The organism is Paenibacillus germinis (assembly GCF_013141785.1).
Lineage (GTDB): Bacteria > Bacillota > Bacilli > Paenibacillales > NBRC-103111 > Paenibacillus_E > Paenibacillus_E phytorum.
On sequence record NZ_WHOC01000143.1, the window covers coordinates 71,434 to 78,427 of the forward strand.

The 6,994-nt window shown below is 45.6% G+C and carries 8 protein-coding genes; all 8 read left to right on the forward strand.

Annotated features, from left to right (window positions below; genetic code table 11):
* Positions 1-148: 148 nt before the first annotated feature.
* The 8 genes from GC102_RS26540 to GC102_RS26575 are packed head-to-tail and all read left to right on the forward strand — an operon-like array spanning position 149 to position 6,793.
* Positions 149-1,189 carry a hypothetical protein gene (locus tag GC102_RS26540; RefSeq protein ID WP_171692203.1) on the forward strand — a complete coding sequence of 347 codons (1,041 nt, stop codon included), beginning with the start codon at positions 149-151 and terminating at the stop codon, positions 1,187-1,189.
* Entirely contained in the window at positions 1,176-3,347 is a 2,172-nt protein-coding gene (locus GC102_RS26545) for a molybdopterin oxidoreductase family protein (protein WP_171692204.1), read from the forward strand. Before GC102_RS26540 ends, GC102_RS26545 begins: the two co-directional genes overlap by 14 nt.
* Entirely contained in the window at positions 3,344-3,907 is a 564-nt protein-coding gene (locus GC102_RS26550; protein WP_171692205.1) for a 4Fe-4S dicluster domain-containing protein, read from the forward strand. Before GC102_RS26545 ends, GC102_RS26550 begins: the two co-directional genes overlap by 4 nt.
* A 25-nt stretch (positions 3,908-3,932) precedes the next feature.
* Complete coding sequence (locus GC102_RS26555; RefSeq protein WP_171692206.1) at positions 3,933-4,469, forward strand: Rieske 2Fe-2S domain-containing protein; 537 nt, start codon at positions 3,933-3,935, stop codon at positions 4,467-4,469.
* Positions 4,459-4,647, forward strand: a complete 189-nt coding sequence (locus GC102_RS26560) for a hypothetical protein (protein WP_171692207.1) — start codon at positions 4,459-4,461, stop codon at positions 4,645-4,647. The genes GC102_RS26555 and GC102_RS26560 overlap by 11 nt, the downstream gene beginning before the upstream one ends.
* Positions 4,644-6,149, forward strand: coding sequence for an MFS transporter (locus GC102_RS26565; RefSeq protein ID WP_171692208.1), 1,506 nt, complete (start codon positions 4,644-4,646; stop codon positions 6,147-6,149). Before GC102_RS26560 ends, GC102_RS26565 begins: the two co-directional genes overlap by 4 nt.
* Before the next feature lie 15 nt (positions 6,150-6,164).
* Positions 6,165-6,506 carry a hypothetical protein gene (locus GC102_RS26570; RefSeq protein WP_171692209.1) on the forward strand — a complete coding sequence of 114 codons (342 nt, stop codon included), beginning with the start codon at positions 6,165-6,167 and terminating at the stop codon, positions 6,504-6,506.
* Complete coding sequence (locus tag GC102_RS26575) at positions 6,503-6,793, forward strand: hypothetical protein (protein WP_171692210.1); 291 nt, start codon at positions 6,503-6,505, stop codon at positions 6,791-6,793. The genes GC102_RS26570 and GC102_RS26575 overlap by 4 nt, the downstream gene beginning before the upstream one ends.
* The last annotated feature ends 201 nt before the right edge of the window (positions 6,794-6,994 follow it).

Here is a 6,994-nt window from a genome sequence, read left to right on the forward strand (position 1 = left end):
GGAAGGTCGTTTTTTTGTCCAACTCGTGACATCCGAAAGAAGTGTTTGAGATCAAGTGGGCTCACAGTGATTTTTCTCACAGTGCAGAAGGACCGATTCATGATTAGATATAAATATAAGATTCACAAGTGAAGGGGCAATGATAATTATGGATCGAGCGTTCGCGTCAAAATTCGCCAAATGTGTCTTCTTAGTTGTTAGTGGGTTATTCATTCTTATGGGAGTCGGTTCGAGGTTTTTTACTCATATTGATTTAGCTTTATATGGATATATGGTGGGTACGGTGGTTTTCATTTGCGGATTCTTTTATCGCTTTATTGCTTGGGGGGAACGCCCGCCTACCAAAATTATTTTGAAAAAAGGCATCAAGCTGTTATTGAGAAAAAGCACGCCACAGACAGCAACTGAACATTTGATTACGCACCGTTTTATCTGGAACCGCGGTTGGTACCGCTGGACACAGCATGTTCTCCTTGGTTGGGGATGTATCTTGTCTGCTTTTGTTACGTTTCCTCTCGTGTTCGGTTGGATGTACTTCACGATGGCAGAGAACGGGTACTACACGGTTGTTGGCTTCGGGATCGATCTCATGAAGATTAAAGCAGATGGTATTCTCGGATTCCTGTTTTACAATGCGTTGAATATTACGGCCTTCATGGTTATCGGAGGTGTGTGCATGGCCCTGTATCGCAGAATCAAGTCCATGCAAGCTCGCGCGGAACAAACACTTATCTATGACTTTCTTCCCCTATATATGCTTTTATTCGTAAGCTTAACAGGACTGCTGCTCACTTTCTGCAATATAGTCCTTCACGGATACGGTCATCCGATCGTTACATTAGTCCATCAATGGTCTGTAATCGTGACACTGATTTATATCCCTTTCGGTAAATTGGCTCACATCCCATTCCGTCCAATGAGCGTTTTTGCCCGAAATTACAGAGAACATTACGCAGAGAAAGAGATGAAAAGCTGTAAGGTTTGTGGAACTGGCTTTGTATCTGTCGAGCAATCCAATGATGTCATCGCTGTGCTTAAAGTGAATGAGATTGAATTCAAAACAGAGGAAGGCTTCCACTTGGCAGAACTTTGCCTGCCATGCCGCCGGAAATACAGAATGTCTCGATTTACAGGAATACCGACCCATCAGATTCGCGTAAAGGAGAGCAACCAACATGCAAAAGGATAAATTCTTTAAGACAATCGCGAATAAAACCCACCCGAACGAAAATTTGGTTAAAACCCATTGCTCTTACTGCGGCATGCAGTGCGGGATGAATTTGCGGGTGGATACTTCTTCCAATAAAATTATCGGCGTCGAGCCGCGCTATGATTGGCCGGTAACGTTAGGCAAGATGTGTCCCAAAGGTGTGACGGCCTATCAGCAAACGAATCACGATGATCGCCTGCTGCGTCCGTTAATCCGCGACGATGCATCGCTCAAAGGGACGAAGGAAGGCTTCCGCGAAGCCAGCTGGGAAGAGGCCTACGCGTTGATCGTTCAAAGATTTCAAGAGATGCAAGGTAAGTACGGCAAGGACTCGCTTTCTGTATTCAGCGGTGTATCGATGACGAATGAGAAATGTTATCTGACAGGGAAGTTCGCCCGAGTCGCGCTGCAGACTCGTTACATTGATTACAATGGCCGATTCTGTATGTCAAGCGCAGCGGCAGGTTTCCTTCGCAGCTTTGGCGTTGACAGAGGATCCACATTACCGTGGACCGATTTGCATGAGACGGATTGCTTGTTCATCGCCGGCAGCAATACAGCCGAATGTCACCCTACTTCGATGTTCCGCATATGGGAAGTGCAGAACCGCGGTGGTTATTTGATTGTAGCAGATCCCCGGGAAACGCCTATCGCCAGGCGGGCGGATGTTCATCTCGATTTACGTCCAGGTACGGACTTGGCGCTTGCCAATTGCATGATCAATTTACTGATTCAAAATGGGCACGTAGATGCTGAATTTGTAGCCAATCACACCAACGGCTTTGATGAAATGAAAGAGGTTGTGAAGGAATTCACACCTGAATATACGAGCGGAATCACGGGAGTTTCTCCTGAGAAATTGATTCGGGCCGCTGAGATTTATGGTAAAGCTCCTAACGCCATCGTTATGTTCGCTCGCGGCATTGAACAACAAATTAAAGGATCTGATAACGTATCCGCCTACACGAATATGTGCTTGGTGACTGGGAAGATCGGCCGTCCAAAGTCAGGTGTAGCCACCTTTACCGGGCAAGGAAATGGTCAAGGCGGAAGAGAGCACGGACAAAAAGCCGATGCCCTTCCAGGGTACCGCAAAATAACGAATCCGAAGCATGTAGAAGAAGTGTGCAGCGTGTGGGGAATTAAACCTGAAGAAATGCCACAGCCCGGCGTATCGGCTTATGAAATGTTTGAGCTTATGCAAGATAAGACAATTCGCGGCTTGTACCTGCTTTGTTCAAATCCAGCTGTTTCTGCGCCAAATCTAAACTTCGTCCGCGCTGCTTTAAAAAATCTGGACTTCATGGTCTGCTCAGATATGTACTTATCCGAATCGGCCGAGTTTGCCGATGTTGTACTGCCATCCGTAACCTGGTCAGAAGATGAAGGTACAGTGACGAATCTGGAAGGACGGATTATCAAGATTAATAAAGCGCAAGAGCCCGTTGGCGAATCGAAACCTGACTGGCTGATTCAAGTGGAGATCGCGGAGCGACTAGGCAGAGGGCAGTATTTCGGCCATCTAAAGACAGCCAGGGATGTAGCGGACGAATTCCGTCTTGCCTCCAAAGGCGGATATGCCGACTATTACGGAGCCACTTGGGAGAAGATCGACAAACAGGACGGTGTATTCTGGCCTTGCCGCGATGAAGCAGATCCGGGTACGCCGCATATGTTCCTTGATCACAAGTTCTACCATGCGGACGGCAGAGCGAAGCTATGCGCGCTCCCTTACAGACCGTCTGCCGAGGAGCCTTGCGAGCAATATCCGCTTCGTCTTACGACAGGCCGGGTTGTCTATCATTACTTATCCGGAAATCAAACAAGAAGAATTCCTTTCCTGCGTGACATGTGTCCGGAGCCTTACGTCGAAGTACATCCGGAAACAGCGGAGCGATATAACATCACACATGAAGAAGTCATCAGGTTGTATACACGTCGTGGAGAAGCCTTCTATAAAGTGAAAATCATAGAAGCGATTCGTAAAGATACCGTCTTCGTTCCTTATCATTTCGGCCACGAGCAGTCGATTAATCTGCTTACGATAGCGGCGCTGGACCCCATGTCCAAAATGCCGGAGTTTAAGACTTGCGCAGCACAGATCGCAAAGCAACCTGAGAGGATGAACATCCGATGAAACAACATCTATATATTGAAATGGATAATTGCATCGGCTGTCGAAGCTGTTTGGCTGCTTGTACACAATGCGGAGGCCACGATGAACGAAATCGCAATTATGTATACGACGTTAATCCGCTTGTAACCCGCCAAACGATTCCTTTGATGTGTCTTCACTGTGTGAATCCAGCCTGCGCGAGAAGCTGTCCGGCCCAAGCCATTCAGATCACCGAAGAAGGTGCTGTGCTTTCAGCATTAGTTGAGAAATGTATCGGCTGTCAAAATTGCACCATCGCATGCCCTTATGGTATCCCTAAATTCGATGAAGAGCAGAATCTGATGTATAAATGTGATCTTTGCTACGATCGTACCAAAGAGGACATCCCTCCCATGTGTGCATCTGTTTGCCCGACGAATACACTTCAATGGGTGACAGAGGAAGAACTAGCAGCGAAGAAAGCTCAACATAAGCTGGGAAAATGGACGGCAAGTCATCAACCTTTCGATCCGCTAGAGGGTGAAACGAATGTGAAGATCAGCCTACCAGGCATTCTGCAAGGGAAACAAAAATTGTTCTAATCTACTTGTGATGGGGTGAGCCTGTATGGAACAGGACAACAAGCAAGGCAATAATCATAGTCCTTTTAAAGAAGATAATTATACCCACAATATAAGAAAAAATGATGAAAGAAAATTGGATCGACGCGGCTTTATGAAGACGCTGGTCGGTGCAGCCGGAGTGTTCGCTGTATCCACGTTGCCCTGGGGAGCTCTTGCTGCCAAAGAACTGACGGGACTATCGAAAAAGTCCTATCCCCAGCTGAAAATCACGGACATCAGCTCCTTGAAGGTTGGAGATGCGGCCCAGTTCGCTTATCCGGGCGAACACGATTCGGCTCTACTAATTCGCCTTGGCGAGAACGAGTACAAGGCTTATCAAAATGCGTGTACGCACCTCAAATGTCCCGTGTTTTGGAGTAAAGAGAAGGATGAGATGGTGTGTCCTTGCCACCACGGTATTTTCGATGCCAGAACCGGGTCGCCCACAGCAGGGCCACCAAAGAGACCTCTGCCAGAGGTTCTCTTGAAGAAGGAGCAAGGCGCGATTTATGCGACGGGAGTGAAACGATATGAAGCGTAGCTTCGTCGGTGTTATTTTTTTATGTATAGTCTTGTTTCTTAACATCGTTTGTACACAAAAGGCAGTGAATGCTTACTATTTCGATCATTACCGTACAGTTATTGTTTATGCTTTATTGAACGGTTTGTTATTCCCTGTTGCAGCTTGGATCTATCGTCGGGAGCGTGATGTGAAATGAATATCAAAAAAGTACAATTGCCTCTTCAAACCGTCAGTCTTGTCCTAGGTTTCATGGTATGGGTAATCCTATCTTCATTAATGCCATTTATTAAAGAGACGATTAAGTTAACCCCTTCGCAACTCACGTGGGTAACCGCTATTCCTATCTTGTTCGGTTCCGTGATGCGGGTGCCAGTGGGGTATTGGACGAATCGATATGGGGCAAGAAAGCTATTTGCTATCAGTTTTATTCTATTGCTTGCGCCTGTTTACTGGGTTAGTCAAGCTAATTCCTTCGGGGATCTGATTATTGGGGGATTTTTCCTGGGGATTGGTGGCGCTGTGTTCTCCGTGGGAGTGACCTCTTTGCCTAAATATTATCCCAAAGAACGACACGGTTTCGTTAATGGGATTTACGGGATCGGTAATCTCGGAACAGCACTTTCCACCTTTGGAGCACCCGTCATAGCGAATCAAATAGGTTGGAACAAAACCGTTATGCTGTACAGCATTTTACTTATTGTTATGGCGGTATTGAACTTTTTGGCCGGGGATCGCAAAGAGCCTCCTGTACAAACATCCCTTGTCGAACAAGTAAAAGGGGTTTCCGGGAATTCCAAGCTATGGTTCTTATGCTTATTCTACTTTCTTACTTTCGGTTCTTTTGTTGCTTTCACGGTTTATTTACCGAACTTTATGGTCACCAGCTTTCATCTGTCCAAAGTAGATGCGGGGATGCGTACGGGTGGCTTTATCGTGCTGGCGACAGCTATGAGGCCTATTGGGGGCTACCTAGGGGATAAATTTAACCCTTTCAAAATTCTTATGTTTGTTTTTGCAGGCTTGACGGTTTCTGGTATCCTACTCTCTTTTGCACCATCGATGACTTGGTACACAGTAGGTTGTTTAACCATTGCACTGTGTGCTGGAACGGGTAATGGTACCATCTTTAAATTGGTTCCTATGTATTTCACCAAGCAAGCTGGTATTGCGAATGGTATTATTTCAGCGATGGGTGGTTTAGGTGGATTTTTCCCACCGCTGCTGCTTACCTTCTTATTCAAGTTGACAGGTCATTATGCGATTGGATTTATGGCCTTATCACAGGTTGCTTTGGCCAGCTTGATTCTCATTGTGTGGATGTTTTATCAGGAGAAATTAGGTCTATCCGCTAAGATTATTGAAAATACGGTAGAAGGCATCATGGTAACCGATACAAAGGGAACGATTCGTTCCGTTAATGCTGCCTTCACAGAGCTGACAGGTTATGAAGCCAAAGAAGTAATGGGTTTGACGCCTAGTGTATTGAAATCAGGGCAACAGGATCGTGCTTTTTACGATACCATGTGGGATAAAATTCTCGGTCAGGGCTTCTGGCAAGGTGAGATTTGGAATCGTAAAAAGAATGGCGATGTGTATCTGGAATGGCTCACGATAAGCGCAGTTAAGAATGATGCCGGGGATGTCGTCTATTATTCGGGAATGTTTAGCGATATTACCAAACAAAGAGGCTTTAAGTAGGAGGGAAGATGAACCATGCCGAGTGAGTTTACTTTGGATTTATGCTTTATTCGCGAACATACGGAGTCTCCCTTTTCTACGATAATCGAACGACAATTGAATGAACTTTTCGCTGGGAAAGGAACTTGGTATATAGATCTCAGAGAAGAAGAAGGGCTTGATATTGCTGTTGCTGAAATCAAAGGGATGGCGATTTGGGAAAGTGAAGTTGAGGTACTTCGTTATATCGAAGAGTCCGTCCAGTCCGATTTGACTTCTGAATACGATTGCTGGAATCATCTTCAAGGGTATCAGGTGAAGGTATCACCAAAAGCAGATGCAGGCTGCTGCCGCTTAAAGAAGGAGGCACATGTATGAAATGGGAAGAAAAATTATCACGGTGGCTTGGCTCTCAGATTGAAGTTCACATTGAGGATCAGGCAGGACTCGACCCTGTGGCATCTCCGAAAAAAATGAAACTTGAGAAGATACGCATTTCCGAAGACCAAGATTATATGCAAATGTATATGAGTGAACATCAATTTCTGGCCATACCCTTAAGGGGAGAAGAACATACGAGCTTAATAAGTTCAGAGCATGGTACGATTCTCAGATCAGCTGACATTGCGGCGCAATTGGTTTATAAAGTCCATTTCGGTTTTTAGAAGGTAAGGACACAGAAAAAAAATGAGGAAGCAAGGTTCTTGCTTCCTCATTTTTTTGTTCACACATAAGAATTTATATGTTTTGGGGTAAGCGAAGCTTACCACTTATTTATTTGAGTTGGGAGTAAGGTCGAAATATCTGAACTTGAGGGATTTGATTGGATTATATCCCATGATGTCTCATGACATCGGCGGTTGGGG